This window comes from Mycobacterium senriense (assembly GCF_019668465.1).
In the GTDB taxonomy this organism is placed as follows: Bacteria; Actinomycetota; Actinomycetes; order Mycobacteriales; family Mycobacteriaceae; genus Mycobacterium; species Mycobacterium senriense.
The window spans coordinates 3,431,279-3,455,949 of the sequence record NZ_AP024828.1 but is presented as its reverse complement, the minus strand read 5'-3'; the positions used below and the strand labels follow the sequence as shown (position 1 = coordinate 3,455,949).

At 68.5% G+C, this 24,671-nt stretch carries 22 protein-coding genes and 1 tRNA gene; 8 read left to right on the top strand and 15 right to left on the bottom strand.

Going from position 1 to position 24,671, the window contains the following annotated elements; genetic code table 11:
* Positions 1-28 precede the first annotated feature (28 nt).
* Both MTY59_RS16600 and MTY59_RS16595 read left to right on the top strand, forming a co-directional pair.
* On the top strand, positions 29-850 hold the full coding sequence (locus tag MTY59_RS16600; protein WP_221042116.1) for a mycofactocin-coupled SDR family oxidoreductase: 822 nt from the start codon (positions 29-31) through the stop codon (positions 848-850).
* Between the two features lie 54 nt (positions 851-904).
* A complete protein-coding gene (locus MTY59_RS16595) occupies positions 905-1,333 on the top strand; it encodes a pyridoxamine 5'-phosphate oxidase family protein (RefSeq protein ID WP_221042115.1) in 429 nt (142 codons plus the stop codon).
* A gap of 4 nt (positions 1,334-1,337) precedes the next feature.
* Here the strand turns inward: MTY59_RS16595 and MTY59_RS16590 are convergent, their stop codons facing one another.
* From MTY59_RS16590 to MTY59_RS16580, 3 genes are all read right to left on the bottom strand, one after another.
* Entirely contained in the window at positions 1,338-2,414 is a 1,077-nt protein-coding gene (locus MTY59_RS16590; RefSeq protein WP_221042114.1) for a phosphotransferase family protein, read from the bottom strand.
* Between the two features lie 87 nt (positions 2,415-2,501).
* Positions 2,502-4,238: an ABC transporter ATP-binding protein gene (locus tag MTY59_RS16585; protein WP_221042113.1), complete on the bottom strand. Its 1,737-nt coding sequence runs from the start codon at positions 4,236-4,238 to the stop codon at positions 2,502-2,504.
* On the bottom strand, positions 4,235-6,850 hold the full coding sequence (locus tag MTY59_RS16580) for an ABC transporter ATP-binding protein/permease (protein WP_221042112.1): 2,616 nt from the start codon (positions 6,848-6,850) through the stop codon (positions 4,235-4,237). The genes MTY59_RS16585 and MTY59_RS16580 overlap by 4 nt, the downstream gene beginning before the upstream one ends.
* A 254-nt stretch (positions 6,851-7,104) precedes the next feature.
* On the opposite strand from MTY59_RS16580, the gene MTY59_RS16575 reads away from it, so the two are divergent.
* On the top strand, positions 7,105-7,530 hold the full coding sequence (locus MTY59_RS16575) for a thiol-disulfide oxidoreductase DCC family protein (protein WP_221042111.1): 426 nt from the start codon (positions 7,105-7,107) through the stop codon (positions 7,528-7,530).
* Between the two features lie 15 nt (positions 7,531-7,545).
* On the opposite strand, the gene odhI is transcribed toward MTY59_RS16575, so the two are convergent.
* The 3 genes from odhI to MTY59_RS16560 all read right to left on the bottom strand — a co-directional run bounded on the left by odhI (position 7,546) and on the right by MTY59_RS16560 (position 9,604).
* Complete coding sequence (odhI, locus tag MTY59_RS16570; RefSeq protein ID WP_221042110.1) at positions 7,546-7,983, bottom strand: oxoglutarate dehydrogenase inhibitor Odhl; 438 nt, start codon at positions 7,981-7,983, stop codon at positions 7,546-7,548.
* 168 nt (positions 7,984-8,151) lie between these two features.
* Positions 8,152-8,235: transfer RNA gene (locus MTY59_RS16565), tRNA-Leu, on the bottom strand.
* A 109-nt stretch (positions 8,236-8,344) separates the two neighbouring features.
* Entirely contained in the window at positions 8,345-9,604 is a 1,260-nt protein-coding gene (locus tag MTY59_RS16560) for an amidohydrolase (protein ID WP_221042109.1), read from the bottom strand.
* A gap of 95 nt (positions 9,605-9,699) precedes the next feature.
* On the opposite strand from MTY59_RS16560, the gene MTY59_RS16555 reads away from it, so the two are divergent.
* Together MTY59_RS16555 and MTY59_RS16550 are read left to right on the top strand one after the other, a co-directional pair.
* Positions 9,700-10,080 (top strand): hypothetical protein, encoded by a 381-nt coding sequence (locus MTY59_RS16555; protein WP_221042108.1) that lies wholly within the window; start codon positions 9,700-9,702, stop codon positions 10,078-10,080.
* Positions 10,077-10,427 (top strand): DUF3817 domain-containing protein, encoded by a 351-nt coding sequence (locus tag MTY59_RS16550; protein WP_221042107.1) that lies wholly within the window; start codon positions 10,077-10,079, stop codon positions 10,425-10,427. Before MTY59_RS16555 ends, MTY59_RS16550 begins: the two co-directional genes overlap by 4 nt.
* 30 nt (positions 10,428-10,457) lie before the next feature.
* Here the strand turns inward: MTY59_RS16550 and rdgB are convergent, their stop codons facing one another.
* Positions 10,458-11,072, bottom strand: coding sequence for an RdgB/HAM1 family non-canonical purine NTP pyrophosphatase (gene rdgB, locus MTY59_RS16545; RefSeq protein ID WP_221046480.1), 615 nt, complete (start codon positions 11,070-11,072; stop codon positions 10,458-10,460).
* A gap of 137 nt (positions 11,073-11,209) precedes the next feature.
* Between rdgB and MTY59_RS16540 the strand changes: the two genes are divergently transcribed.
* Positions 11,210-11,653: a nitroreductase family deazaflavin-dependent oxidoreductase gene (locus MTY59_RS16540; protein WP_221042106.1), complete on the top strand. Its 444-nt coding sequence runs from the start codon at positions 11,210-11,212 to the stop codon at positions 11,651-11,653.
* Between the two features lie 93 nt (positions 11,654-11,746).
* Here MTY59_RS16540 and rph read toward each other — a convergent pair whose 3' ends face one another.
* From rph to clpS, 7 genes are all read right to left on the bottom strand, one after another.
* Positions 11,747-12,526, bottom strand: a complete 780-nt coding sequence (gene rph, locus MTY59_RS16535; RefSeq protein WP_221042105.1) for a ribonuclease PH — start codon at positions 12,524-12,526, stop codon at positions 11,747-11,749.
* 24 nt (positions 12,527-12,550) lie between these two features.
* On the bottom strand, positions 12,551-13,333 hold the full coding sequence (locus MTY59_RS16530; RefSeq protein WP_085289091.1) for a cyclic nucleotide-degrading phosphodiesterase: 783 nt from the start codon (positions 13,331-13,333) through the stop codon (positions 12,551-12,553).
* Between the two features lie 72 nt (positions 13,334-13,405).
* Positions 13,406-14,221 (bottom strand): glutamate racemase, encoded by an 816-nt coding sequence (gene murI / locus MTY59_RS16525; protein WP_221042104.1) that lies wholly within the window; start codon positions 14,219-14,221, stop codon positions 13,406-13,408.
* On the bottom strand, positions 14,218-14,901 hold the full coding sequence (locus tag MTY59_RS16520) for a rhomboid family intramembrane serine protease (protein WP_221042103.1): 684 nt from the start codon (positions 14,899-14,901) through the stop codon (positions 14,218-14,220). The genes murI and MTY59_RS16520 overlap by 4 nt, the downstream gene beginning before the upstream one ends.
* A gap of 61 nt (positions 14,902-14,962) precedes the next feature.
* Positions 14,963-16,012: a P1 family peptidase gene (locus MTY59_RS16515; protein WP_221042102.1), complete on the bottom strand. Its 1,050-nt coding sequence runs from the start codon at positions 16,010-16,012 to the stop codon at positions 14,963-14,965.
* A 10-nt stretch (positions 16,013-16,022) separates the two neighbouring features.
* Positions 16,023-16,604, bottom strand: coding sequence for an oxidative stress transcriptional regulator AosR (aosR, locus tag MTY59_RS16510; RefSeq protein WP_221042101.1), 582 nt, complete (start codon positions 16,602-16,604; stop codon positions 16,023-16,025).
* Between the two features lie 24 nt (positions 16,605-16,628).
* The gene (clpS, locus tag MTY59_RS16505) at positions 16,629-16,934 is read right to left on the bottom strand and encodes an ATP-dependent Clp protease adapter ClpS (RefSeq protein ID WP_064950340.1); all 306 of its coding nucleotides are present in this window, start codon (positions 16,932-16,934) and stop codon (positions 16,629-16,631) included.
* A 66-nt stretch (positions 16,935-17,000) separates the two neighbouring features.
* Here clpS and MTY59_RS16500 point away from each other — a divergent pair, with 66 nt between their 5' ends.
* Complete coding sequence (locus MTY59_RS16500) at positions 17,001-18,317, top strand: nicotinate phosphoribosyltransferase (protein ID WP_221042100.1); 1,317 nt, start codon at positions 17,001-17,003, stop codon at positions 18,315-18,317.
* Positions 18,318-18,389: 72 nt separating this feature from the next.
* Positions 18,390-20,387, top strand: a complete 1,998-nt coding sequence (locus MTY59_RS16495; protein WP_221042099.1) for an ATP-dependent DNA helicase — start codon at positions 18,390-18,392, stop codon at positions 20,385-20,387.
* Positions 20,388-20,390: 3 nt separating this feature from the next.
* On the opposite strand, the gene MTY59_RS16490 is transcribed toward MTY59_RS16495, so the two are convergent.
* Positions 20,391-24,647 (bottom strand): protein kinase domain-containing protein, encoded by a 4,257-nt coding sequence (locus tag MTY59_RS16490; RefSeq protein WP_250160579.1) that lies wholly within the window; start codon positions 24,645-24,647, stop codon positions 20,391-20,393.
* Positions 24,648-24,671 lie beyond the last annotated feature (24 nt).

Genomic DNA, 24,671 nt, shown 5'->3' with positions numbered 1-24,671 from the left:
AGCAACCGAACCCAACGGAGGAGCAAGAATGAGCGGCAAGCTTGCCGGAAGAGTCGCATTCATCACCGGCGCGGCACGCGGCCAGGGGCGGGCGCACGCGGTGCGCATGGCCTCCGAAGGCGCCGACATCATCGCCGTCGACATCGCGGGCACGCTGCCGTCCTGCGTGCCCTACGACCCGGCGACGCCCGACGATCTGAGCGAGACGGTGCGCCTGGTCGAAGCGGCGAACCGCCGGATCATCGCCTCGGTCGTGGACACCCGCGACTTCGACGGTCTGCGCAAGGTGGTCGAGGACGGCGTCGCCGAGCTGGGCCGGCTGGACATCATCGTGGCCAACGCCGGGGTCGCGGCTCCGCAGGCCTGGGACGACATCACGCCGGAGAATTTTCGCGACGTCATGGACATCAACGTGACCGGGACCTGGAACACCGTGATGGCCGGCGCGGACAAGATCATCGAAGGCGGCCGCGGCGGCTCCATCATCCTGATCAGCTCCGCGGCCGGAATGAAGATGCAGCCGTTCATGATCCACTACACCGCCAGCAAGCACGCCGTCACCGGGCTGGCGCGGGCCTTCGCCGCGGAGCTGGGTAAGCATTCGATCCGGGTCAACAGCGTTCATCCGGGTCCGGTGAACACCGCGATGGGCTCCGGCGACATGGTCAACGCGGTGGGCAGGACCATGGAAACCAACCCACAGCTGTCGCACGTCCTCACCCCGTTCCTGCCCGACTGGGTCGCCGAGCCGGAGGAGATCGCCGATACCGTGTGCTGGCTGGCCAGCGACGAGTCGCGCAAGGTCACCGCGGCGCAGATCCCGGTGGATCAGGGCTCGACGCAGTACTGACCGCCCTTTGGGCAGATCGGGAATAGCTCCACCGCCCGGGCGTTTGCACTCGTCATGAAAGCCTTCAGCGAAACCGAGCGCCAGGAATTCCTGGCCGACAAGCATGTGGCTGTGCTGTCCGTCGCCGCCACCGAAGGCCGGCCGCCGGCCAGCGTCCCGATCTGGTACGACTACACCCCCGGTGGAAACATCCGGATCATGACCGGGGCGTCGAGCCGCAAAGCTCGCCTCATCGAGCGGGCGGGGGCCGTGACGCTGGTGGTGCAGCGCGAGGAGCCGCCGTATCAATACGTGGTGGTCGAGGGCTCGATTGTCGAGACGACCAACCCGGCCCCGGTCGACGTGGCCGAGTCGGTCGCCATCCGTTACCTCGGCGAGGAAGGTGGGCGCGCGTTCGTGCGCAGCATGGAAGGCGTCGAGGAGGTGCTGTTCACCATCCGCCCGGACCGCTGGCTCAGCGCCGATTTCACCGGCGACCTCTGAGCGCTCAGCCGATCAGGTCCAGCGTCCCCAGCTCGCGGATCGCTTGGCAGCCGCGGCTGATCATGGTCAGCACCATGTCGTCGCCGCGCTCGGTGGCGGCGGCGAACGCGAACCCGAGTGCCGAGATCAGCGGGGCCTGCAATACCCCGAGCCGGTAATCGCGCCAACAGGTTTCGCGGTCGTAGTCGCCGACCCCGCCGGCCGCCAGCGCGCGGTGATAATCGGCGACCAGCCCCTCTTCGATGCTCGCACGCAGTTGCGGATTGAGGCTGGTCGCGGTGAAGTACGCGAGATCCCGGGTCGGCAGGCCCACGCCGAGCGTCTGCCAGTCCACCACGCTGACCCGGGTTCGCTCCGGATCGAACAGCAGGTTGTCCAGGCGATAGTCGCCGTGCAGCAGGGCGAACCGGTCATACTCGGACAGCAGCCAGGGCGCGATCAAACCCATTGCGGCACTGAAGGTATCGCGGTCTTCGGCGCTCATCCGGGCGCCCAGCTTCTCCAGCGTGATGTCGGCGCTCAACTTCGCCACCTCGCCCATACCGCCCGCACCGGCCTCGTCCGGTCGGCCAAACGCGATGCCCGGGAAATCCAGCCAGACGGGATCACACCAACTGGGGGCGTGCAGACCGGCCAGCGCGGTAACCGCAAGGTGGGCTTCGGTTTCCCCGCAGCCGACGAGCTGATCGCCCTGCACCGCCGGCGCCTGATCGGCGAGCAGCAGCGCGAAATTCATTGCATCCTCGGTGATCTCGGAGTAGAAGCAGCGCGGAGTGGGCACCTGGACCCGATCCACCACCGAGGAGTAGAACGCGCATTCGCTGCGGTAGCCGATGACCACCCGGTCGCGGACCGTGTCGTCCTGGGCGGGCAGTTTGATCACAAAGGTCTGCGGCAGGTCACCGGGATCCGTCGCGTAGCGGGCGGTCACCCGGTAGGTGGCCCCGGTCTGCCCGGTGCCGATCGCAACCACGTCCACGTCGGCGACCTCGACGGGTGTGCCGCTGCCACTGAGCGCGGCCGACAACCACTGTGGGGTCACGTCGCCGGGGTAACGCGGTATCGACAGCACGGCACTCATAAGCAGCACGCCTCCTGTACGCAGACAGCTCAGTCCGACTGACAAACTGTAAGGCATACCGCAAGAGTTGCGGTCAACCGCGGCGCGCTAGTCGGCCAGAATCCGCCATTCGGCGGCTTCGTGCTGCTGCCGCCAGAAATCGTCGAAACGGCCGCCCGCAGCGAGCAATTCGTCAACCGTTCCCTCCTCGACAACGCGGCCGCTGTCGAGGAACAGGACGCGGTCGGCGTGACTGATGCTGGCCAGCCGATGCGCGACGATCACCTGGGTGCGCGATTGCGGATCGGCGGTCAGCGCGTCGACCACCGCGGCCTCGTTCTCGGTGTCCAGCGCGCTGGTCGCCTCGTCTACCAGCAGTATCGGTGCGGGCTTGAGCAACGCGCGGGCGATGCTGACCCGTTGCCGCTCACCGCCGGACAGTGCCGAGCCGGCCTCGCCCACCACGGTGTCGGCGCCGTCGGGCAGCCGCCCGACGAGCTCGTCGACACGCGCGAGAGCCACCGCCCGCGCGAACCGATCAGCACCGGCGCCGGGATCCCCGGCGAACACGTTGTCGCGGATCGACCCGTGGAACAGGTAGGGATGCTGGAACACCACGCTGCTCGCCGCCCGACGGGCGTCTCCGTCCAGCGTCGCCGCGTCGACCCCGTCGATCAGCACGCGGCCGCCGGTGGGCTCGTGCAGCCCGGCGATCAGCGCCAGGATGGTGCTCTTACCCGAACCGGACGGTCCGACGATCGCCGTCGTGCTGCCCGGCTCCATCGCGAAACTCACCCCGTCGAGCACCGGCGCACTCGCGCCGTCGTAGCGGAACACGACATCGTCGAACTCGATACGGGGCGCCGTGGCACCCGGCAGCGTGCCGTTACCGGCATTCATCAGCGGCGCGGTGAGCACCGAACGGATGTTGTCGAGCGTGGCGCGGGTGCTCTCCAGCGCCGGCGCCAGCTCGCTGATCGTGGTGAACGGTTCCAGGTAGCGCACGATGACGACGATCAGCGCGATCGCCTCCGCCACCGTGAGCGTTCCGTTCACGGTCAGCGCGGTGGTCGCCCCGGCCAGCAGGATCAGCGCAAGCTGGCTGGCGAGGCTGAACAGCAGCTGCCCGGGGACCTGCATGGAGAGCAAGCGCATGGTGGCGCCGTGTTGGGCGGCCAGCGCATCGCCGACCAGGCTCCTCGCCGGCTCGACGCGCCGCGCGGCCCGCAGCGCCTGCTGGGTGCGGGCGAACTCGATGATCCGTTCGGTAAGCGCGCTATTGGCGTCGGCGGCCGCGGCATCGGCGCGCCGCGCCAAGCGGGCCGATGCCCACAGCGCGCCCAACAGCAGCGGCAGGCCACCCAGCGCGGCGAGCCCCAGTTGCCAGGAAACCGGAAGCAGGACCACCGCGATGGCGGCGGGCAGCAGGATGGCGGAGATCAACGGCGTGAGCAGGTTGACGACGAGGCCGACGAGTTCGGGTCCGGTGGCCGCGATCGCCTGCCGCGCGGTCGCGGTGTGCTCGGCGGTGAACCATTCCAGCCGCACGCCGGGCAGCCGATCCGCCACGTCGTGCTGGCTGTGATCCAGCACCGCGAAGCCCAGGTTGAAACCGATACGCGCGGTTGCGGTGTCGATCACCCAGCCGGTCACGGTCGCCGCGGTCAGCCAGCCCAGCCAGACCAGGGCACGCTGCGGCTGGTCGCTGAACAACGCCCCCACCAGGGGGACCAACAGCACGGTGGCCACCGCGCGCACCACCACGGAGATCAATGCCAGCACCGTGTAGGTGATGACCTGGTTGCGGCGATCCGCCGGAACCAAACTCAACCACGTGCGAATCATCGTGCCCCCTCGCCCGTCGTGCCGGCGGCCACCTGGTCACGGCGGGCGCCCTCCCACAGCCGCCGGTACCGGCCGTCGGCGGTCAGCAACTCGTCGTGGGTGCCGCGTTCGACGATGCGGCCGTGGTCGAGCACGATGATCTGGTGGGCGCGGGTGATCGTGTGCAATCGATGCGCGATCACCAGCACGGTGCGGTCCTGAGTCAGGCGGTTGAGCGCTTGCTGCACAAGGTATTCCGATTCGGGGTCGGCGAAGGCGGTGGCCTCGTCGAGGATGAGCACCGGGGTGTCGGCCAGGATCGCGCGGGCGATGGTGAGTCGTTGGCGCTCACCGCCGGAGAGCCCGCTTCCGGCGCCGAGCATGGTGTCGTAGCCGTCCGGCAGTCGCATGATGCGGTCGTGGATCTGCGCCTCGCGGGCCGCCTGTTCGATTTGCGCCGTGGTGGCATCCGGGACGGCCAGCGCGATGTTTTCCGCGACGGTGCCGTGCACCAATTGCGTTTCCTGCAGCACGAATCCGACCTGAGCATAGAGCTGGTCGGCGGTCATCGACCGAATATCCTGTCCCCCAACGCGTATCGCACCCTGTCCGACGTCGTGGAACCGGGCCAGCAAGGCGGCCAGCGTCGACTTGCCGGATCCGGAGGGGCCGACCAGCGCGGTGACCGTGCCGGGCCGCAAGGTCAGCGACACGTCATGGATGACGGGAACGTCGGGGCGGTAGCCGAAGCCGACGTTGTCGAACACCACCGTGCCCGCCGGATCCCGGTGGGCTTCGTCCTGGTCTCGCACCGCGAGGTCCGCCTCGTCGAGCGTGTTCTGCAGGCGCCGCGCGGCCAACATGCCGGCGCGGATGCCGCCGAGGCCGTAGGCGATGCCGAGCAGACGTGCGCCGAAGGTGGTGCCCAGCAACAAGAACGGCAGCAGATCCACCGGATTCATCCGGCCGGTGACCACCAGCAGAGTCCCCATGACCGCGATGAGCCAGAGGAAGGTGGCGGGACGGGTGACCAGGTCCATGAAGGTCTTCTTGCCGGCCAGCGGGCGCTGCCAGGCGACCAGGAAGCCGACGTATTCGTCCAGGCGGCGCCGGAAGCTGGATGCGGCCGCACCGCCGAAGACGCGGATCACCGGCTGGCCTTCCAGGTATGCGCCGGCCTCGCCGTTCATCGTCTCCGCCCAGCGCTGCGACTGCGGGATGCGCGGGCCCGACTGAATCGTCAGCGACGACGTCAGCACCAGGTAAACCAGGACGGGAAGGAACAACACCAGCGCCACCCGCCAGTCGACGGCGAACAGATAGACCAGCACCGCGACCGGTGCGACGCCCGCGGCCACCGCGTCCGGGATGGCGTGGGTGACGAGGTAGTGCAACGACAGCGTGTCGTCCTGCAGCAGTTGTTTGATCGACCCCGAGCCGCGTGCGCTGAACCAGCCCAGGGGCAGCCGAGACAGCTTGTGCAACAGTCGTGATCGCAGATCGCGCGCGAACCGGGCGTCGACGACGTGGAGCCAGAGAGTGAGCGCGGCACCGAGCAACGCGCCCAGGCCCAGCAGCGACACCGCGGCGATGCCGATATCCCACAGCCGGGACGCGGGCGCCCCGGAAACCAGCAGCCGCGCCAGCTCGACCAGCAACACGAACGGCGCCAGTTGCACCAGCGTGATCACCGCCTGCAGCACGCCCGAGACGATCAGCGCCGACCGCAGCGGCGCGAGCAGCCGGCCGGCGCCCTGCGCGCGCCAGTTCCCGCGTGCTAGAGGGGCGGGGTCCGCGTCGGATATCTGCGCGGCCGACTCCAGTTGCGCCGCAATGTCTTCCGTGGAAACGCTGGGCGCGGCGCTGCCGGATACCGCCGGTTCGTCGCCGCGGCGGGTGCCCATCGCGCGGCCGGCGCTCCAGTAAGCCTGGGCGTGTACCTCGGATTTGGGAAATCCGAACTCGTCGCGCAGCCGCGCTCGCACCTGCTTGAGCGTCGTCGCCTCGGGCGTCGCCCACGCGTACCAATTCGACCAGTCCCGACTCTCGATGGCGGCGGCCAGCGATTTCTCGTCGTGGCGGATGACCCAGTGCAATCGAAGCCGGGGATGCGGCGCAACCGGGATCAAGGTGTCGTTGTCGTCGTGCTGTTCGAGGTACATCTCGATCGGGACGTCGTCGGGGACGACGCCGATGATCCCGTTCATCCCCGGGATGGACGCCGAGTCGCCGATCAGCAGGTAACCGGCCGGCTGCTCGTCGGGCACGTCGAATCGCGACGAGCCCATCAGGGCCATGACCGCGATCGTCGCCCCGGGCCGCACGGTGCGCGCCCATGACGACGCCGGGCCGGCGGGATCATGCAGCACGATGTCGACCGCGAAACGTCCGGCGGGGACGTCTGCCTCCGAGATCGTGTAGGCGCGCTGGAATTCCGTTTTCGATCCGTCCGGGTCCGGGAACCAGAACCGCAGCCACGCAGCAGGTTCGGCATCGACGTCTTCGAACAGTGTCGGCGACGTCATGCGCACCCGCACGAAATGCGGAGCGATCCGGACGGTTTCGATCACCGTTGCGGTGTGGTCGCGCGCGCCGAAGCTGCGCAGCATCACGCCGGAGAATCCGCGTGCCATTAGCGGTCCTTTCTCGCGGCGCTCCGCGCCGCGACGGCCTCGCCGATCTGACGACCCGGCGGGTTCACCGCCACGAGGTCACGGATCGATGCGGCCGGCATCGGCCGCGCACGCCCAGAATTCGACACCTGCCACGACCCGACGTGGGCGCCGCGATCATCGGCCGGCCGCCCACGACTTGGTACGTTACCCCCACAAACTAAGGGTTGCCTTACCATAGGTCAACCTGGGCCCCGCCCGGTAACCTGGGAGGCATGAGCGGTGAGTTGGTGGCGCCCGTGCTGCTGTACGACGGGGTCTGCGGGGTGTGCAACCGGTCGGTCCGCACGATCCTTCGGTTCGATCCCACCGGTCCGCTGCGCTTCGCGGCGTTGGAGAGCGTCTTCGCCAAAGCGATCATCGAGCGGCACCCGGAAATCGGCGCCGTCGACTCGATGGTGTTTGTGGATGACCCGGGCGGGCCGTCGGAACGGGTGGCCGTCCGATCCGAGGCCGTGCTGCGCGTGGCGGATTATCTCGGCGGACCGTGGCGAATGCTCTTGGCCGCGCGCGTCATTCCGGCTCCGCTGCGAGATTGGCTCTACGACAGGTTCGCGGCGATCCGCTATCGCGTCGGCGGCAAGTACGACAGTTGTCCGCTGCCGGCCCCGGAGGTCCGTGCCCGCTTCGTGGCGGACTGACCGGCGTCGCCAGGATTACCCGGTCAGGAAGACCAGCCGGAACTTGCCGATCTGCACCTGATCGTTATTGGCCAGCACCGCTGAGTCCACCGGCTGACGGTTGACGTAGGTCCCGTTGAGGCTGCCGACGTCGGCGACCTCCCAACTGCCGTCGTCATTGAGGCGAAACTCGGCGTGGCGGCGGCTCACAGTTACGTCGTCGAGCAGAATGTCGCTGTCGGGATGGCGCCCCGCCGACGTGACCGGCTGATCGAGTAAGAATCGAGAACCGGCGTTCGGGCCACGCTTAACAACCAGCAGTGCCGATCCGGTCGGCAACCCTTCGATGATTTCCGCCGCGGTAGTAGCTTTCGTCGAACCGTCATCCTGCTCGTCAAGGAAGTCGGCACCATAATCCGCGGTGGTCTCCGCCGCCACTTCAGTGAGGTTTTGGTCGTCGTCGCCGCGGTTCACGTGATTCCATCCCCCGCCGCTCTTGGCCCGTTCTGCATGGTGCCGGCCCACTGGACGGCTCCATCGTTTACCCGGACCTCAGATAGTCGCTAGCCAGAAGAGGTACCCGGCTTCCGGCGGACTTATGCCCCACCAGCTAACCGAGTTGGGCTACCCCAGCGAGACGAGTGCGGGCGGAGGGACTCGAACCCTCAAGCTCTTTCGAGCAATGGCACCTAAAACCATCGCGTCTGCCAATTTCGCCACGCCCGCGGCGTGCCGATCGTACCGCTGAGTTCGCGGACAGACTTGTCGACGACGGCGCAGGAACGCAGTACCGGGTCAGCGGCCTGCCGACTCGGGCTGCGGTGAGGCTCGGCCACTAAAGCCAGGCGAGCGCCGCAACCACGAGGGCCTCGGTACCAACGTCGAGGGTGGGTTGCACGACCGGGGCGAAGTACGGCGAGTGGTTGACGGGGATGTCCTGGTTGACTCGCCCCGACTCCAACGCCTGCGCAAACAGCTTCGCGTCGGTGCCGCCGAAGGCCCAGTACGCGTAAGGGACGCCCAGGGCGTCGGGAATCACGCTGAAGTCCTCGCTGGCCGTGCCGCCGGTGGGCAGGATGGCGAAGCGGTCACCGAAATGCTCCACGAACGCGCCGCTCACCCGATCGGTGGTGTCGTGGTCGTTGATGGTGGGCGGAAAGGCGTCGTAGAGCTCGAATTCGGGTTCGCGGGGTGATCCCGAGGCCTGACATTCGCCGACGACGATCCGGCGGATGGCATCCAAAACCGTTGTGCGGACGGCCTTATCGTAGGTTCGCAGGTTCAGTTCCAGCACCGCGCGGTCGCTGATCACATTGCTCTTGCTGCCGGCGTGAATGCTTCCGACGGTGAGCGCCACCGTGTCGGTGGGCGCGACCTCGCGCGAGACGATGGTCTGCAGCCGGAGCACGATCATCGCCGCCAAGACAACGGGATCGACACCGGCCTGCGGCATCGATCCGTGCGAGCCGCGCCCGAATACCGTGATCCGCATGCTGTCCGCGGCCGCGGCAATGGGCCCGGACCGCGTGGCGACGTGACCCGCCGGCAGTGGCGCCACGTGTTGCGCGAGGGCCACGTCGACGGTCGGCAGGATGTCGACCAGACCGTCGTTCACCATTCCGCCGGCCCCGTCGCCGACCTCTTCCGCCGGCTGGAACAGCGCGATCGCGGTGCCGCTCCATTGTTCTCTGCGGTCGGCGAGCAGCGTCGCGGCGCCGAGCAGGCAGGCAACGTGGACGTCATGGCCGCAGGCATGCATCACCGGTACGTCGTCGTCCGCGCTGCGAGCGCGCGTGGTGCTGGCATAGGGCAGGCCGGTGTCCTCCTGCACGGGCAGGGCGTCCATGTCCGCGCGCATCAGCACGCCCGGCCCGTCACCATTGCGCAGAATTCCTACCACTCCGGTACCGCCGATCCCGAAGTGAACGTCGTAGCCGCACGCCTGGAGGCGCTGCTTGACCAAGTCCGCGGTGCGATGCTCCTGATGCGACAGTTCCGGGTGCTGGTGGATGTCGCGATACAGCGCTTCTTGCCAGGGACGTATGCGGGCCAAACCGTTCAAGATGGCCGCGACACGGGTTGAAGACGTGCTCACAAGTCGTCAGTATCCCCTCCTGGCGCCGGCGCCCGTGGCCGTGGCGCGGCTCGACGAATTCGCCGGGCCCAGATCGTGAGCGGTACGGTCAAGGGGTGTCCACTACGCATCGTCGCAGGCCCGCGCTCGTCGCGCTGGTTATCGTCGCGGCGTGCGGGTGCCTGGCCCTGGGCTGGTGGCAGTGGACCAGATTCAATTCCGTCTCCGGCTCCTTTCAGAACCTCGGCTATGCGTTGCAGTGGCCGCTGTTCGCCGGATTCTGCGTGTACGCCTACCGCAAATTCGTTCGCTATGAAGAGGAACCGCCACAGCCACGGAGCACAGACGCGATGACGGAGATCCCCGCCGGGCTGCTGCCCGCGCGTCCCAAGCCCGCGTCGCAGGCACCCGACGACCCCGCGCTGCGCGAGTACAACACCTACCTGGCCGAGCTCGCCGCGCAAGACGCCGAAAAGCAGAAGAGGACAACCGCATGACCACGCCGGAGACGCCCGGAACATCAGTGCCCGCAGTGCCCGCCGACAAGATCCGCACCGCGCTGCTCGGCTACCGGATCATGGCGTGGACGACGGGGCTGTGGCTCATCGCGCTGTGCTACGAGATCGTGTCGCACCTCGCCTTCGGCCACGAGATCCGGTGGATCGAAGTGGTCCACGGCTGGGTGTATTTCATCTACGTGCTGACCGCCTTCAATCTGGCGGTCAAGGTGCGCTGGCCGCTCGGCAAGACGGTCGGCGTGCTGCTGTCCGGGACCATCCCGCTGCTCGGCATCATCGTGGAGCACTTCCAAACCCGGGACGTCAAGGCGCGTTTCGGGTTGTAGGCCCGCGCAGCTCCGGCGGGGCCGGTCGCCCTAGCCCCCGGATCGGGCCAGCGTTTCCAGCGACGGCAACAGCAGCCGCAGCGCGCGACCGCGATGCGAGACGGCGTCCTTCTCCGACGGGCTCAGCTCCGCCGCCGTGCGGTCATGCCCCTGAGGAACGAAGACCGGGTCGTAGCCGAAGCCACCGTCGCCGCGTGGTTCGCGGGCAATGCTGCCGGGCCACTCGCCGCGGACGACGACCTCGCCGGCGGCCGAGACGAGCGCACACGCGGACACGAACGCCGCACCGCGCCGTCCGTCGGGCACGTCGCGCAATTGAGCCAGCAGCAATGCGGTGTTGCCCGCGTCGTCGCCGTGCCGGCCCGACCAGCGCGCCGACAGCACACCGGGCATGCCGTTGAGCGCGGCGACCTCCAGCCCGGAATCGTCGGCCACACTTGCCAGCCCGCTCGCGGCGAAGGCATCCCGCGCCTTGGCCAGCGCGTTGTCCTCGAAAATCGCGCCGGTCTCCGGCGCTTCCTCGAAGGGCGCCACGTCGTCGAGCGACACCAACGCCAATCCGGTCAGGCCGGCCGCGTCGAGCACCCGGCGCAACTCCGCCAGCTTCTTGGGGTTGCGGCTGGCGACCAGCAGCCGGGTCAACAGCTATTCCTGAACATGCGCCTGGGTCGTTGCCGATGCACCCGGCCACTTTACGGTCTGCGAGACGATGGGTCGGCGCACGGCCTACGCGCGACGCGCTCCGCAGGAATAGACGGGGCGACCAAGTGGCTGCGTCCAGAGTGAGTCAAAAACCCGATACCGAGACGCTCAAGGCGCTCAACAACAACATCACCGACGAGTTCCGCGCCAACGCCGGCATGGTCGGCGGGCGATTTGAAGGCAACGAGCTGTTGCTCCTGACTACGACGGGCGCGAAGTCCGGCGAGCCTCGCGTCGCGCCGCTGGTGGCCTTCCGCATCGACGGCAAGCTGCTGATCGTCGCCGGTTACGGTGGCGCCGACATCAACCCGGCGTGGGTGCACAACCTGCGGGCCAACCCGCGGGCGCGCGTTGAAGTCGCCACGGCCTCATTCGACGTCGTCGCGCACGAGCTCGACTCGTCCGAACGTGAGGCGATCATCCCCAAGATCAACGCGACCGTACCCGCGTTCGCGTTCGAGAACTACCAGTCGAAAACCACGCGCACCATCCCGATCTTCGAGCTGCGGGAGGACGAGTCATGACCGACCGCAATGGGTCTCGTCGTGCCCGCGGTGTCGGCGGTGGTGAACCGCGCGGCGGTTAGGCCGGGGTCAGGCCGGCGACCAGCAGGTGGGTCAGCTGCCGAACGCCTTCGGCGCCGGGGCCCCCTCGGGGAGCGCACCGGGGTATGGCTGCTGCAGCGCTTCGCGCTGCGCGGTGAACAGTTTTTCGCAGGCGGCCAGGGCCACATCGAGCAGCTTGTCCAGCGTCGAGCGCGGGAACGTCGCTCCCTCGCCGGTCCCCTGAACCTCGACGAGGGTCCCGGTGTCGGTGGCGACGACGTTCATGTCGACCTCGGCGCGGGAGTCCTCCTCGTACGGCAGGTCGACCCGGATCCGCCCGTCGACCACGCCGACACTGACCGCCGCGATCGCACAGGACAACGGCCGGGGATCCGACAGCTTGCCCGCCGCCGCGAGATAGGTCACCGCGTCCGACAACGCCACGAAGGCGCCCGTGATGGCCGCGGTGCGAGTACCGCCGTCGGCCTGCAAGACGTCGCAGTCGACGGCGATGGTGTTCTCCCCCAGCGCCGCCAGGTCGATGCACGCCCGCAGCGACCGTCCGATCAGCCGGCTGATCTCCTGGGTGCGCCCGGCCAGGCGGCCCTTCACCGACTCGCGGTCCGAACGGGTGTGGGTCGCCGACGGCAACATCGCGTACTCGGCGGTCAGCCACCCCAGGCCCGACCCCTTGCGCCAGCGCGGCACCCCGTCGGTCACGCTGGCGGTGCACATGACCTTGGTGTGGCCGAATTCGATCAATACCGAACCGGCGGGATGGTCAGTGAAACCACGGGTGATGACCACGGGCCGAAGCTCATCGTCAAGGCGGCCGTCTTCTCGTCTGGACACGACGCCCACAGTAGCCGGGTCTACTCAGACCCTTTCAGAACGCCGGATATCGAACGTCTCGCCGCACACCACCGCGTGTACGGGACCGTCGAACTCGGCCTTGGCCTCGCTGATGACGTCCTCGCGCGAGGTCCACGGCGGGATGTGGGTGAGCAAGAGTTCGTGCACGCCGGCCTCGGCCGCGGCCCGGCCGGCTTCGGTGCCTGACAGATGCAGCGCGGGCGGACGGTCCGGCGAATGCGTCCACGAGGCCTCGCAGAGGAAGACGTCGGCGCCGCGAGCCAGCTCGACGAGCTGATCGCAGAAACCGGTGTCACCGCTGTAGACGAACGAGGCGCCGGAGGGGTCGGTGATCTTCAAGCCGTAGGACTCGGTCGGATGGGCCACCACTCGCGGCGTCACCGTCAGCGCGCCGATCGTCACCGGCTCACCTTCGACCCAATGCCGAACGTCGAAAATGTCCGAACAGTCGTCGATTTCGCCGCCGTAGGGGGACGACGCCGCACCCAACCGCGACCAGGTGTCCCCCGGGCCGTAGAGCAACGCCTTACCCAGCGGACGCGTCGGGTGGTAGCGGCGCCACACGAAAAGTCCGGGCAAATCCAGACAATGGTCGGCGTGCAAATGGGACAACAGCACGTGCACCGAACCGGGATCGGCATAGCGCTGCAGCGCGCCCAAAACGCCTCCGCCGAAGTCGATGACCAACGGCGGAGTGTCCGGTGCCCGGAGCAGATAACCCGACGCGGGCGAATCCGGACCCACCACGCTGCCCGAGCAGCCGAGCACGGTTATTCGCACGGACACCACTGTGCCATGCCCACTGGCACCGTGACGAAAACATCGCCGCATTGGTGTGACGAGAATCTCGTCCGCAGGTCAATCAATGCGCACCTGCTGAACGGGCTGGACGCCGGTGACCGCCGGACCCAGGAAGCGCGCCGCCAAAGCGGTGAATGCCTCGGGGTCGCCGGTGGCTTCGAAAACCCGTGTCGCAGGGGGCGCGTCGTGGGGGCGGAGCAGGTCCCGCTCGGTCAGCACCCGAAGCACTTCCTTGGCGGTTTCCTCGGCGCTGGAGACCAACGTCACGTTGTCACCCATCGCCAACTGGATGAGCCCCGACAGCAACGGATAGTGCGTGCAGCCGAGCACCAGCGTGTCCACCTGCGCGCGCTGCAGCGGCTCCAGATAGCCCTCGGCCAGCCCGAGCACCTGACGGCCACTCGTCACGCCGCGCTCCACGAAGTCGACGAAGCGCGGGCAGGCCACCGCGGTGATCTCGGTGTCGCGGGCGGCGGCGAACGCATCCTGATAGGCGTGCGAGTTGATGGTCGCCTGGGTGCCGATGACGCCGATGCGACCGTTGCGGGTGGTGACGACCGCGCGGCGCACCGCCGGCAGGATCACCTCGACGACGGGCACGTCATAGCGTTCGCGCGCATCCCGCAGGCATGCCGCGGACGCCGTGTTGCAGGCGATGACCAACGCCTTGACGCCGCGGCCGACGAGGTCGTCACCGATGGCCAGCGCGTGCGCGCGGACCTCCGGGATGGTCAGCGGGCCGTACGGGCCGTGGCCGGTATCGCCCACATAGATGATGTCCTCGTCGGGCAGCTGGTCGATGATTGCCCGCGCGACGGTGAGTCCCCCGACACCGGAGTCGAAGACCCCGATGGGTGCCAATGCGGAGCTCATGTCTTGGGCCGCGCAACGCTGGTGCCGGCGTTCCTCGATGTCCGGCGCTTACGTTCCGGTGCCGACAACATGTAGGCGGCCACGACGCCGGCTATCGCCCCACACAGATGGCCCTGCCATGACACACCACCGCATCTGCCGAGCACGGGCATGGCTCCGAGCAGGACGCCGCCGTAGGCGAACAACACGATCAGCCCGATGACGATGTCGCGCATCCGGCGGACGAAGATCCCGAACACCAGCAGGAAGGCCAGCCAGCCGAAGATCAGGCCGGAGGCACCGATGTGGTCGGTGGGGCCGCAGCTGCTGCCGACGTTGCCGATCAGCCAGGTGCCGAAGCCGCCCAGGATCCACACGATCGCGGTCGCCCAGACGAACCGGGACAGACCGGCCAGCGTCATCAGGAATCCCAGGACCAGCAGCGGAACGGTGTTGGCCGCCAGGTGCTGCCAGCTCTCGTGCAACACCGGGGAGAACACGATGCCCCACAGGCCGTCGGCTTCCAGTGGCCTGATGCCGTTGGCGTCCAGCGAGTGCCGGGACAGCTGGTCGATCAACTCGACGAGGTAGAGCAAGGCCACGAAGGTGAGGATCGTTGCGGCGCCCACCGTCGCGGTGGACCGCTTCGTCGGCTGGGCGGCGCGCGCGCCGGGGCGTCCCCGCGGGGTCGTCTTACCCATGGCTGCCCTTCCAGCGTGTTTCCAGCATGTCAAGGCTACCGGCCGCAGCGGCCGGTCGATCTCATCGACCGAATGCCCCGGGCAGCACGTCGCGGTAGCTCGGTATGCCGGCGATCGACTCCGCGGCCAGCACGCCGCCCAGCACCGCGTCCGCCAGGCAATCGGCGGCGGCGATGCCTACCTCGGTGGCCAACGGAGTCTCCGGGGAGAAGGCGGCGGGCGGTGGTTTGGAACTGGCCGCCGCAGCCACCTCGACCGCACCGGTGGCCAACACGAACACCGTGTCACCGTCGACCGGCGTGTGCGCCGGCCGGATGCTGCGGGCCAGGCCGTCGTGAGCGGCGATCGCCACCCGCCGGCACGCCGCCGAACTCAGGGCGGCATCGGTGGCCACCACCGCGATGACGGTGTTGAGCGGGTTGTCCACCGGATTCGACGGGGACGGCAACCGGGCGAAGGCGTCGATCTGCTCGGCCGGCGGCGGCCGCAGGCCGAAGTCCCGAGTCAGGTCCGCCATCCACGGCAAGCCGGTGCCCCGGTCGACGACCTCGCCCACCGAGTTCACCACGGCCACCGCCCCAACGGTCACCCCGGACGGCAGCAGCCTCGACGCGGTGCCGACGCCGCCCTTGAGCGCGCCGGCGCGCGCCCCGACCCCGGCGCCGACGTTCCCGACACCCGCCGCCGCGCCGTCCTTGGCGGCGGCGCAGGCGGCGTAGCCGAACTCGGCCGTCGGGCGGCACTCCCAGCCGCCCACCGGCAGATCGAAAATCACCGCGCCCGGCACGATGGGCACCACCCCGCCGTCCATCGCCACGCCACGTTCGCGTTCCTCCAGCCAGCGCATGACGCCGTCCGCGGCGGCCAAGCCGTAGGCGCTGCCTCCGGCGAGCAACACCGCGTCCACGAACCGCACGGTGTTCGACGGGTCCAGCAGGTCGGTCTCCCGGGTGCCAGGCGCACCGCCGCGGCAATCGACGGCGCCCACGGTGCCGGGTGGGGTGAGCACGACGGTGACGCCGCAGGCCCAGCCGGCGCCCGGGGACGCATCGGGATCCAGTCGTTGGTAGTGGCCGACGCGGATGCCGCCGACGTCGGTGATGGCGTTCACCTGTCGCCGATCATCGGGGCCCCATCAGCACCAGGACCAGGTACTCCTGCAACACCGTCAGCCACTGGTACACGTCGAAGTGCACGGCCAGCGGATGGTCGGCCGGCAGGCGCTCCGGGCCTTCGGGCCCGACCTCGAGCATGACTCCCAGGGTCAGCCGGATGTCGTTGACCGCCGCGACCCAGGAGTTCGCGTCGTCTTCGGTCAGCTCGAAGCGGCCGCCGCCCTCCGGGATCGTGCTCAGTACCCGCTGTGCGGCAACGCGTTTGGCGTTGACGATGTCCGGCTCGTGCAGGCTGCGCAGCGCGGCGTTGAGGCTGTCCGCATCGTCGGGTGGCGCGGTGTCCTCGTCGTCGCGCCGGTAGAAGTCGGGCAGCAGCCGTCGCAGCGTGGGATCTTTCGGCGGGTCGGCGTTGCCGGTCTTGATCCCGGTGATCTCCTCGAGTTCGTCTGCGGGCGAAGACGATTCACGCTCGTCGAGCAGGCCGATCATCGCGGTGGCCAGGTTCTTGAGCAGGGTGGCCTCATGCGGAGCCAGGGACGAGCGAAAACGGGGACCGCTCGCGGTCTCGACCCGCTTCCATTTGCGCACAGGTAATCGCCAGCGCCTCGGGTTTCAGCGGTCCTGCTGCATGGTCGCCCACAAACCGGCGGCGTGCAGCTTGGACACATCGACTTCCATGGATTCGCGGCTGCCGGCGGACACCACGGCCTTTCCTTCGTTGTGCACCTGCAGCATCAGCTTGGTGGCGTGCGGCTCGCTGTAGCCGAACAACTTCTGGAACACATACGTCACGTAGGTCATCAGATTGACCGGGTCGTCCCAGACGATCGTGACCCACGGGCTCGACGTGGCCTCTACCGGAGCGGACTCTCGTTGTCCTGTAGTGCCCGGCTTAGTGGGCGCTGACATAACAACCATGGCGTACACGATACCGAGGGTTGGACGTCGTTTCCGAGCCCCGATCACAGCCGATACCGTTATGGAATGAACGACCCGGTCGTTACTGGGCTGCTGACCGACAAGTACGAACTGACGATGTTGGCGGCGGCGCTGCGAGACGGCAGCGCCGATCGGCGGACAACCTTCGAGCTTTTCGCCCGACGTCTTCCCGAAGGCCGCCGCTACGGCGTGGTCGCCGGGACCGGCCGGCTGCTCGAAGCGCTGCCGCAGTTCACCTTCGATGACCAGGCGTGCCAATCGCTGGAGCAATTCCTCGACCCGGACACGTTGCGCTACTTGCGCGAATTCCGGTTCGGCGGGGACATCGACGGCTACGCCGAAGGCGAGCTGTACTTCCCCGGTTCCCCGGTGCTGTCGGTGAGCGGGACGTTCGCCGAATGCGTGGTGCTCGAGACGCTGGCGCTGTCGATTTTCAATCACGACACCGCGGTCGCGTCCGCCGCGGCGCGCATGGTCAGCGCGGCCCGGGGGCGCCCGTTGATCGAGATGGGGTCGCGCCGCACGCACGAGCAGGCGGCCGTCGCCGCGGCGCGCGCCGCCTACCTCGCCGGCTTCGCGGCGACATCCAATCTGGAGGCGCAGCGCTGCTACGGGATACCCACCGAGGGCACCTCCGCGCACGCGTTCACCATGCTGCACGCCCACGCCGATTCCCCCACCGAATCGACGGAATTGGCGGCATTTCGAGCGCAGGTCGACGCGCTCGGCGTGGACACCACCCTGCTGGTGGACACCTATGACGTGACGACCGGTGTGGCCAATGCGGTGGCCGCCGCCGGCACCGGGCTCGGTGCGGTGCGCATCGACTCCGGCGAGCTGGGCGTGCTGGCCCGCCAGGTCCGTGAACAACTCGACAGGCTGGGAGCCACCGGGACCCGCATCTTGGTCTCCGGCGACCTCGACGAGTTCTCCATCGCGGCCCTGGCCGCCGAGCCGGTGGACAGTTACGGCGTGGGCACGTCGCTGGTGACGGGCTCGGGCGCCCCGACGGCGAACATGGTGTACAAGCTCGTCGAGGTGGACGGCCTCCCGGTCCAGAAGCGCAGCAGCCACAAGCAATCTCACGGCGGACGCAAGGAGGCCCTGCGCCTGTCGCGCGGCTCGGGCATCATCACCGAGGAGATCGTGTATCCCGCCGGCCAACAACCCGTCGTCTCCGATCCGGCCCGGGTCTTGACCGTCGCGCTGGTCCGCGCCGGAGAACTGGTGTCCAAACCGAACCTCGCCGCGGCGCGAGAGCTGGTAACTTCCGGGCTGCGCAGTCTGCCGTGGGAGGGATTGAACTTGTCGCACGGCGATCCCGCGATCACGACCACGCAGATTCCCGCCGGCCGGCGCTAGCACCGCCCGAAAGATGCCGCGGCGCGAGCGCCGCCCTGAACAGCGAAGAGGGTAGCCACGTCCGACGTTTCCGTGTCCGAGCTGCTGGCCACCGCGGTGGCCGCACTCGGCGGCAGTGAACGCCGCGGCCAGCAGGAGATGGCCGCCGCGGTGGCGCGGGCCTTCGCCACCGACGAGCACCTGGTCGTGCAGGCCGGCACCGGCACCGGCAAGTCGCTCGCCTACTTGGTGCCCGCGGTCGTCCACGCCCTGGACGACGACTGCCCCGTCGTCGTGTCCACGGCCACGATCGCTTTGCAGCGCCAGCTCGTCGATCGCGATCTGCCCCGGCTGGTCGATGCGCTGGCCGACGCCCTCCCGCGTCGCCCGCAGTTCGCGTTGCTCAAGGGGCGGCGAAACTATCTGTGCTTGAACAAGATTCACAACGGTGGGGCGGCCGACGGTGACGACGGCGACGACCGGCCGCAGGAGGAGCTTTTCAACCCGATGGCGGTCAGCGCGTTGGGCCGCGACGTGCAGCGGCTCACCGAATGGGCGTCGAGCACCGAATCGGGCGATCGCGACGACCTGAAGCCCGGCGTCGGTGACCGATCCTGGTCGCAGGTCAGCGTTTCCGCGCGGGAATGCCTCGGCGTGGCGCGTTGCCCGTTCGGCACCGAGTGCTTCTCCGAACGCGCCAGGGCGCAGGCCGGCCGCGCCGACGTCGTGGTCACCAACCATGCGCTGCTGGCCATCGACGCGGTCGCCGAATCGGTGGTGCTGCCCGAGCATGCGCTGCTGGTCGTCGACGAAGCACACGAGCTGGTGGACCGGGTGACGTCGGTGGCGACCGCGGAGCTGACGTCGGCCTCCCTCGGGGTGGCCGCCCGGCGGATCGCCCGACTGGTGGACCCGGGATTGGTCCAGCGTATGGAGGCGACGACGGCGAATTTCGCCTCGCTCATCCACGACAGCACGCCAGGCCGCATCGACCGCCTCGACGACGAGCTGGCGACCTACCTGACGGCGCTGCGCGACGTGTCGACGGCGGCGCGCTCGGCCATTGACACCACCAACGACCCCAAGGCGGCGTCGGCGCGCGCCGAAGCCGTTGCGGCGCTGAGCGAGATCTCGGACACCGCGTCGCGCGTGCTGGAATCATTCGGCCCGGCCATCCCCGACCGCACCGACGTGGTGTGGCTGGAGCACGAGGAGATCAGGGGCTCATCGCGCCCGGTGTTGCGGGTGGCACCGCTCTCGGTCGCGGGGCTGCTGCGGTCCCGGGTGTTCTCGCGGTCGACGGTGGTGCTGACGTCGGCGACGCTGACCATCGGCGGCTCGTTCGACGCCATGGCCGCGGCGTGGGGGCTGACGACCGAGGATGACGACGACGCGCCGTGGCGTGGCCTGGACGTCGGTTCGCCGTTCCAGCACGCCAAAGCCGGAATCCTGTACGTGGCCGCGCACCTGCCCCCACCCGGCCGCGACGGCACCGGCTCGGCCGAGCAGCTGAGCGAGATCGCCGAACTCATCACCGCCGCCGACGGCCGCACCCTGGGCTTGTTCTCGTCGATGCGCGCGGCCCGGGCGGCCGCCGAGGCCATGCGCGAACGCCTCTCGACGCCGGTGCTGTGCCAGGGCGACGACAGCACCTCTGCGCTCGTCGAGCAGTTCAGCGCCGACCCGCAGACCTCCCTGTTCGGCACGCTGTCGCTGTGGCAGGGCGTCGATGTGCCCGGGCCGTCGCTGTCGTTGGTGCTGATCGACCGCATCCCGTTCCCCCGCCCCGACGACCCCCTGCTGGGCGCCCGGCAGCGGGCGGTCGCCGCGCGCGGCGGCAACGGCTTCATGGCCGTTTCGGCCAACCACGCGGCGCTGCTGTTGGCGCAGGGATCGGGGCGGCTGTTGCGCCGCGTCACCGATCGCGGAGTGGTCGCGGTGCTCGACTCGCGCATGGTCACCGCCGGCTACGGCGGTTACCTGCGAGCCTCGTTGCCGCCGTTCTGGCAGACCACCAACGGGGAGCAGGTGCGCCAGGCGCTGCAGCGATTGCGCACCGCGTCGGATTCGCAGGAGGGCCTGTCGGCCTGAGCCCTATTCCCAGCAGACCTCATAGATGCGCTGGGGATCCTGCAGCCCCTTGAGTTGTTCGTCGCGCGATTCGCCGAATCGGAACTCGTGACTGCCGGCTACCAGTCCGCGCAGCACCGCCGACACAAGGATCCCGTTGCCGTTGGCTTTCGCCCCGATCCTCGCCGCGAGGATCACGGTGTGCCCGAAGAAGTCCTCCTGCTCGCGGATCACCTCTCCGGTGTGCAGTCCGATCCGGACGCGCAACACCTGGCTGCCGGACTGATCGCGATAGGCCGCCAAGTCGCGCTGGATCGCGATCGCGCAGCGCAGCGCGTTGCGAGCGCTGGCGAAGGCGACCATGAAACCGTCGCCCTGCGATTTGACCTCGAAGCCACTGTGTGCGGCCAGCTGACGACGAATGACGGCATTGTGGCGGTGCAAAAGCCTCAGCCAGCGCTCGTCGCCCAGCTGCTCGGCGAGCACCGTCGAACCTTCGATGTCCGAGAACATGATCGTGACCGTTCCGTCGGGAGCGGCCACCCTGCTGAGGTCGGGCCGGTCCGCCTCGACGGACTCCGCGACGTCGTCCATCACCGACCACCCGAGCTGCTGTTGGGGGCGCTCCTCGCTCCCTCGGCGCAGCTGCACGAGTCGCTCGACCTCGACGCGCATGCTGTTGCGCTGCGCGAGGTCAAGTCCCCGGTCGATCAGGCCCATCGCCTTGTCCCGAATCCCCGGCTCAGAAGTGCTGAGCAGCATGCGTGCGTACTCGTAGCAGACCCGGGGCGTCACGTAATCGCTGCCGATCTCCGCATTGCGCGCGAGGGCCAGGTCGAAGTGGTGCACGGCGTCCTCATGGCGGTCGGCCGCCGCAGCGGCGAAGGCGAGGAACGTGTGGTTGGAGCCGAGGCACCCGGCTCCGGCCAGAAACAGAGTGCAGCGGTCTTCGTAGGGCACCAGCAGCTCGTAGAGTGCGCTTGCGGCTTCTCGATCACCGATCGGGATGGACGCCATCGAGAGCACGCAGACCGAAGTCAACCAGTCACTGCCGCGTCGGAGCGCCTCGAAGCCGTCGGCCGTGAGCTCCGCGAATTTGGCGCGAGCCTCATCGAGCTGGCCGATCTCGGTCAGCAGCCACACGTACGATGCCGGCCACGCCTGCCCGTAGCGCGCGGCGGCTTCGCGGCCGACGTCGCGCAGCTGTTCCAGAGTGCCATCCGCGAGCCGGGTCAGAAACGAGTGCGCGCCAAAGACCACTGCCGCTACCTCCGGCTCGGCACGCTGGCCGATCGACAGCGCCGTCTGCGCGAGACGCTCCGACTCCTTGTAGCGACCCTGCATCAATGCCCGCATCGTGCGGAACACCGCCGTCTGCCAGAGGTAGCGCGGCTGGTGTAGCTCGCCGGCCAGCCGGTCACACGCCGCGATCTCTTGATCTACCGCCCGGAAGTCGCCGAGCTGGGCAAGCGCGATCAGGCGCAGCTGATGGCCCTCGAACTCCATGTCCCGGTCACCGACGATCCGGGCGAGCCGCGCCATCTCCTCGCCGGACGCGATGGCGTCCTCGGTCCGGTCGGGGCCCAAGGTTGACCACTGCCGGCTATGCATGGCCAGCAACAAGATCTTCGTGTCGCCGACGCGTTCGGCCATCTCGATGGCCTGCGCGCTGGTCCGGTCGGCTTCCGCCAGCGCGCCCTTGCGGCGGAGCTCGAGGGCCAGCCGGGCAAGCACCGTCACCCTGAGCGCGCTGTCACGTGCCGGCAGCACTTCGAGCGCTTCCTCCAACAACGCCACCAGCTGTTCATCGGCACGATCGGTGATCGAGAAGCCGCCCGGGCCGCCGCCGTATCCGAGGGCGGCACGGGCAAAGTGGTCGTTGAGCGCCAACTCGCGCGCGATGGTCGCAGCCTCGCCGAATGTCTTACGAGCGCCTTCGGCTTCGCCGGCCCGCCACCGCGCGTCCCCCAGCGCCAGCAGCAGATCGCATCGGCGCTGCGGTACCACCTCCGAGATCGTGTCGAAGAGCCGGAGCGCCGTCGCGTAAAGGCTGACCGCGTCTTCGTAGGCATACGTTGCCGCCGCGCGTTCCCCCGCCCACCACGCATAGTCGGCCGCCTTCGCGGCGTCACCGTATGGAGCGGCCTTCGCGAAGTGGAATGCGATTGCAGACAGATGAGACTCGATTCGCTCCTCGTAGAGCTCCTCGATCGCCTCGCCGGCGGCGATGTGCAGCTGGGAGCGCCGTAGCGCGGGCAGATCGTCATACAGCGCGTCGCGAGTCGCGCCGTGCGCGAAGCCGTACCGGCCCGGCTCGCCGGCGGTCTGCCGCACGATCGCCCCGTCCAGGGCCGGCTGCATCCGCGCAAACGCGACGTCCGCCTCCAGCCCGCTGACGTGCGTCAGGATCGGCAGATCGAACTCGCGGCCGATCACCGCCGCGGTCGAAAGCAGCTCGAGTGTTTCGGTCGGCAGCTTCTCCAACCGACGGGAGACCACTTCGTGGACACCCCGAGGGATGCCGAGCTCCTCGCCATCCTGGATGTTGGTGACCCATCGGCCGTCGCGCCAGTCGAGCACCTCAGAGTCGATCAGATGGCGGACGATCTCTTCGGTGAAGTACGGATTGCCCTCCGACTCGCGGCAAACGGCGTCTGCAAGCGCGAGTTCACTTCGTCGCTCCAGCGGTTGCTGCAGTACCGCTTCGAGCATCGCCTTGACATGTTGATCGGAGAGCCCCCGCAGCTTGACGCGTGCGTATCCGCGTTCCTTGCTGAGCCCGGTGAGTACCTCGTTCAAGGAATGGTTGTCGGGAAGCTCGTCGTCTCGATAAGTGCCCAGCAGGAACACGCGCGAGTGGGACAGCTCGCGCACGACGAACGCCAACAGCATCAACGAGGGGTGGTCGGCCTGTTGCAGGTCTTCGAGGAAGATCGCGAGTGGCTGGCGGTCGGCGGCGCCGATCAGAAACCGCGACACCGAGTCGAACAACCGAAAGCGCGCCTGTTCGGCGTCCAGCGGCGGCGATTCGGGGATCTCCGGCATACGCTCGCGTATCTCGGAGACGATCTGGGCGATCTCGAACGCACCTGAGCCCAGGTCAGAAGCCACCGTTTCGGCATCGTGACCACGTGCATAGTCGCGGATCACCTGCACCCACGGCCAATAGGCAGGAGCACCCGCGCCCGCATAGCAGCGGCCCCATAGAACCTGCGCGCCCCGAAGGGCGGCGTATGCCGCGGCCTCAGACGCGAGGCGTGTCTTGCCGATTCCCGACTCTCCACTTATCAGCACGGTGCGGCCGCGGCGGCCCATGGCGTCATCGATCGCGGCGCGGAGCTCGTGCGTTTCTCGTTCTCGCCCGAGGAACGTGCTGTCGGTGATGCGGTCGAGCGCCGCCATATCCCGAGTCGCGCCATCGCCACTCGCGACCGCGGCGGCGATCGCCCCAAGCGCATCGCGAACCTCGGTTGCTTGCTGGGGACGCGCCTCGGGCGACTTCGCCAACATCCTCAGCAGCAACTGGTCGAGCGGTGCGGGAATGCCGGAGCGATGCCCGCTTGGCGCGACCGGAGCGGTCGAAACATGCTGGGAGACAATGGCAGCAGGCGACTCGCCCGCGAAAGGTGTTATCCCGCAGAGCAATTCGTACAGCAAAGCGCCAAGGGAGTAGATGTCCGAACGGGCGTCAGAGCCGCGACCGAGAGCTTGTTCGGGCGGCATGTAGGCGACCGTTCCGATTACCGTCCCCACGGCCGTCACACGCGTTGAGCCTTCCGCGACCGCGAGGCCGAAATCTCCGATCTTGGCGGTGCCGTCGGGCGCCAGCCACACATTCTGCGGTTTGACGTCGCGATGCACCACTCCCTGCCCGTGCGCGTGCGCCAGCCCACTGGCGATGTCCTGCCCGATCCGGACCACCTCTTCGACGGCGAGCCGGTGATCCACCGCGTCTGACAACAGACCGTAAAGGTCGCCGCCGGCCATGTACTGGCTGATCAGGTATAGCTGCCCGGCCTCCTCGCCGAAGTCGTACACGTTGACGATGTTCGGATGCTCGCCAAGCTTCGCCATCGCCTCCGCTTCCCGGCGCGCGCGGCGCATGGCGGCCTCGTCCGTGCCGCCGGCCTTGAACACTGCTGCGGCCACGTCGCGCTGCAGGCGGGTGTCGGTTGCCAGGTACACCCGCTTGCCGGCACCTTCGCCGAGCAAACGGCCCAACGTGTAACGCCCTTCTGCCAGTGTCCGGGGAACCGGCGGTGCCGCCGGCTGCGACGCCATGGACTGGGCACCCAGCATGGTTCC

Coding starts and splice junctions, on each gene's coding strand:
- MTY59_RS16600 (WP_221042116.1), top strand. CDS start 29: ATGAGCGGCAAGCTTGCCGGAAGAGTCGCATTCATCACCGGCGCGGCA.
- MTY59_RS16490 (WP_250160579.1), bottom strand. CDS start 24,647: ATGGCGTCGCAGCCGGCGGCACCGCCGGTTCCCCGGACACTGGCAGAA.
- MTY59_RS16500 (WP_221042100.1), top strand. CDS start 17,001: ATGAACGACCCGGTCGTTACTGGGCTGCTGACCGACAAGTACGAACTG.
- MTY59_RS16575 (WP_221042111.1), top strand. CDS start 7,105: ATGAGCGGTGAGTTGGTGGCGCCCGTGCTGCTGTACGACGGGGTCTGC.
- MTY59_RS16590 (WP_221042114.1), bottom strand. CDS start 2,414: ATGAGTGCCGTGCTGTCGATACCGCGTTACCCCGGCGACGTGACCCCA.
- MTY59_RS16580 (WP_221042112.1), bottom strand. CDS start 6,850: ATGGCACGCGGATTCTCCGGCGTGATGCTGCGCAGCTTCGGCGCGCGC.
- MTY59_RS16595 (WP_221042115.1), top strand. CDS start 905: ATGAAAGCCTTCAGCGAAACCGAGCGCCAGGAATTCCTGGCCGACAAG.
- clpS (WP_064950340.1), bottom strand. CDS start 16,934: ATGGTTGTTATGTCAGCGCCCACTAAGCCGGGCACTACAGGACAACGA.
- MTY59_RS16520 (WP_221042103.1), bottom strand. CDS start 14,901: ATGGGTAAGACGACCCCGCGGGGACGCCCCGGCGCGCGCGCCGCCCAG.
- murI (WP_221042104.1), bottom strand. CDS start 14,221: ATGAGCTCCGCATTGGCACCCATCGGGGTCTTCGACTCCGGTGTCGGG.
- MTY59_RS16585 (WP_221042113.1), bottom strand. CDS start 4,238: ATGATTCGCACGTGGTTGAGTTTGGTTCCGGCGGATCGCCGCAACCAG.
- MTY59_RS16550 (WP_221042107.1), top strand. CDS start 10,077: ATGACCACGCCGGAGACGCCCGGAACATCAGTGCCCGCAGTGCCCGCC.